The sequence below is a fragment of the Protofrankia sp. Cr2 genome (assembly GCF_963555885.1).
GTDB lineage: Bacteria > Actinomycetota > Actinomycetes > Frankiales > Frankiaceae > Protofrankia.
In genome coordinates, this window is the sequence record NZ_CAUVXG010000005.1 from 146922 (window position 1) to 150262 (window position 3341).

General features: G+C 68.2%; 3 protein-coding genes. 2 read left to right on the forward strand and 1 reads right to left on the reverse strand.

Features of this window, described 5'->3' with window-relative positions:
* Positions 1–384: glycoside hydrolase family 6 protein (locus U9978_RS04970; protein ID WP_322759839.1), on the forward strand; the 384-nt coding region annotated here is incomplete at its 5' end.
* Positions 385–391: 7 nt separating this feature from the next.
* On the opposite strand, the gene U9978_RS04975 is transcribed toward U9978_RS04970, so the two are convergent.
* Positions 392–1429, reverse strand: a complete 1038-nt coding sequence (locus tag U9978_RS04975; RefSeq protein WP_322759840.1) for an NAD(P)-dependent oxidoreductase — start codon at positions 1427–1429, stop codon at positions 392–394.
* A 272-nt stretch (positions 1430–1701) separates the two neighbouring features.
* On the opposite strand from U9978_RS04975, the gene aceB reads away from it, so the two are divergent.
* Positions 1702–3303: a malate synthase A gene (gene aceB / locus U9978_RS04980; RefSeq protein WP_322759849.1), complete on the forward strand. Its 1602-nt coding sequence runs from the start codon at positions 1702–1704 to the stop codon at positions 3301–3303.
* The last annotated feature ends 38 nt before the right edge of the window (positions 3304–3341 follow it).

Below are 3341 nucleotides of genomic sequence, written 5' to 3' on the forward strand. Positions count from 1 at the left end.
GATGCCGCCGAGATGGCGACGAGGCTACGGGCCGCCGGGGTCGACCGGGCGCGCGGTTTCGCTCTGAACGTCTCGAACTTCGACGAGACGGCTGACGAGCGGGCCTACGGAGACGCGGTCTCTGTGGCTGTCGGTGGAACGGCCCACTTCGTCATCGACACCAGCCGTAACGGCTTGGGCCCGGCGCCCGGCAACGCCTGGTGCAACCCACCAGGCAGGGCACTGGGCACGGGCCCGACGGCCGATACCGGTGACCCGCGTGCCGACGCCTTCCTGTGGATCAAAATTCCCGGCGAATCGGATGGTACGTGCAACGGCGGCCCCACCGCCGGGCAGTGGTGGCTCGACTACGCGATAGGTCTGGCGGTCCGTGTCCCCACCTGATCGCAGGTCAGCCCTGACCGCGGGGTCGGGGCGCGGCGTAGTAGGCCACCAGGCTGGCGAAGTCGTCACCACCGCGTCCGGCGTCGGACGCCTCCGTGGCCATGGCGAGCGTGGTCACGGCCAGGGGCAACGGCCGCTCTGCGGATCCCATCGCGATCCGGAGATCTTTGATCATGGCGTCCAGAGTGAAGGCCGCCGGGCTGAAGATATCGTCGGCGAGCATCGGGCGCTTGTAGTTCACGATGGACCCGAGTGCACCGCCGGAGAGTTCGGCGAGGAGCACATTGCGGTCGATACCCAGATCCGATCCGAGCCGCAGCACCTCGCCCAGGGCCGCGGTGGAGAGCGTCAGTCCCAGGTTCACCACGGTCTTCAACGCAGTCGCGGTTCCGATGCCGCCCACCCGGTGTGTGCTGCCGAACAGGGCGAGCAGGCCGTCGGCCGCCGCGGCGTCGCCCTCGGTCGCCCCGACCAGTACCCGCAGGGTGCCTTCGTGGGCTGGCCCGACGGTGCCCACCACCGGCGCCTCGACGTAGCGCAGATCCGCCTTTGCCACGAGCTGTCCGAGGTCGCGGCTGGTCGACGGCGAGACAGAGGTCATATTGATCACTAGCGTGGTCGGGCGCGCGCCGACGATCAACTCGTCGATCACCTGACGGGCTGAATTGTCATCGAAAAGCATCAGCACGACGGCGTCGGTGTCCGTGACCGCAGCCCGAACAGAGGGCGCCTCGCGTGCACCGGCGGCTGTCAACTCCTCCGCGCGACCCGGCGTCCTGTTCCAGACGGTCAGTTGGTGGCCGCCGCGGAGAACATGCCGGGCCATTTCCCGGCCCATCCGTCCGAGCCCGAGAAACGTGACGTTCATTGCTCTGCCTCCTTGTGCGCTCCCCCTTGCGCGGTTAGGGCGTGTTTGATAGATCATCGCCCGCATCGACCAACATCCATCAGATACGCCCTGGAGCGACCTGTGGGACGCCTGTCCCCGCCCTACCTGCCCTACCCGCACGGTGGGCGCGCCAGCCAGTCGAGGCGTGTTTGACATGAAAACTTACTAGTTGGCCGGGCGTGGCGCCCAGCGAATGCAGCCGGGGCCACCGGACAGGCCCCGAGCGGTAGCTTCGCTCCCGTCGATACCCGGCGATGTGCCGTGGACGGTGCGTGCAACAGGAAGGGAACGCGATGGGTGCCGACGGGTCGGTTGGACGAGCGGACATCGAGGACGTGGCGGGCGAGGACGTGGCGGGCGAGGACGTGGCGGGCGAGGACGTGGCGGGCGAGGGCGTGGCGGGCGAGGGCATGACGGGCGAGGGGAGGATGACGGGTATCGAGGTGGACCGGGTGGTCAGTGGCCTTGAGCCGTCCGAGGTCGCCGCGGTCCTGACCGACGAGGCGCTCGCGTTCGTCGCAGGCCTGCAGCGCGTTTTTTCCGACCGCCGGGCCGCGCTGTTGGAACGACGTGGTGAGCGCCAGCGGTCCGTCGCAGCTGGGGCGAGCCTGGACTTCCTGGCCGAGACCGCGGACGTCCGCGACGGAAACTGGGTCGTTGCGCCACCCGCGCCGGGCCTGCTCGATCGCAGGTGCGAGATAACCGGGCCGACCGACGCCAAGATGGTCATAAACGCGCTCAACAGCGGGGCGCGGGTCTTCATGGCTGATTTCGAGGACGCAAACGTACCGACCTGGTCAAATATGATCTCCGGGCAGCGCAACCTGACCGAGGCGATCACACGGACCCTGGTGTACACGGGCCCGGATGGCCGGGAATACGCGCTAGGCGAGGGGCTTGCGACGCTTGTGGTGCGTCCACGTGGCTGGCATCTGCCCGAACGCCATGTTCTGGTTGACGGCGCACCCGTCAGCGGTGCTCTGTTCGATTTCGGGATGTATTTCTTCCGCAACGCCCACGCGCTGGTCTCGGCCGGCGTCGGGCCATACTTCTACCTGCCCAAACTGGAAGGGCACCATGAGGCCCGGCTGTGGAACGACGTGTTCACCGTGGCCGAGGATTCCCTCGGGCTCGCCCGTGGGACGATCCGGGCGACCGTTCTCATCGAGACTCTTCCGGCGGCTTTCGAGATAGAGGAGATCCTCTACGAACTGCGGGAACATTCCGCCGGCTTGAACGCCGGTCGATGGGACTACATGTTCTCCACCGTGAAGACGTTCCGCGCGCGTGGCGCCGACTTCCTGTTGCCCGACCGTGGTGCCGTCACCATGACCGTGCCGTTCATGCGTGCCTACACCGAGCTGCTGGTGGCCACCTGCCACCGCCGTGGCGCGCATGCCATCGGCGGGATGGCCGCGTTCATCCCGAGCCGCCGCGATCCAGCGGCCAACGCGCGTGCCCTGGCAAAGGTCCGGGACGACAAGGAGCGGGAGTCCCGCGACGGTTTCGACGGGAGTTGGGTCGCCCATCCCGACCTGGTGCCGGTCTGCACCGAGGTGTTCGACGCCGTGCTCGGCGAGCGCCCGCACCAGATCGACCGGCAGCGTGATGACGTCACCGTGACGGCGCGGCAGCTGCTCGCGGTTCGCGACACCCCGGGTTCGATCACCGAGGCGGGTCTGCGCAGCAACATCAGCGTGGCCATCCGGTACCTGGAGAGTTGGTTGCGGGGCATCGGCGCGGTCGGTATCGACAACCTGATGGAGGACGCGGCCACCGCTGAGATCTCACGTTCGCAGATCTGGCAGTGGATCGCCGTGCGGGCCCGCCTGGCCGACGGCCGGCCGGTGACCGCGGATCTCGTCCGGGAGATCGAGGCCGAGGAGCTGGCCGCGATCCGGTCCGCCGTCGGCGAACCGACATTCCAGGGCGGGCGCTACGCCGACGCGGCAGCCCTGTTCGAGCGGGTGGCGCTGGCGGACGAGTTCGTCGAGTTCCTCACCGTCCCCGCCTATGAGCAGGTGGAATGATCTGAGCCGGTGCGGTGATCCGGTCGAGGCATCCCTCC

What these genes read in the sequence shown, in the direction of transcription:
- U9978_RS04975 (WP_322759840.1), bottom strand. Translation starts at nt 1,429, where the DNA reads ATGTCAAACACGCCTCGACTGGCTGGCGCGCCCACCGTGCGGGTAGGG.
- aceB (WP_322759849.1), top strand. Translation starts at nt 1,702, where the DNA reads ATGACGGGTATCGAGGTGGACCGGGTGGTCAGTGGCCTTGAGCCGTCC.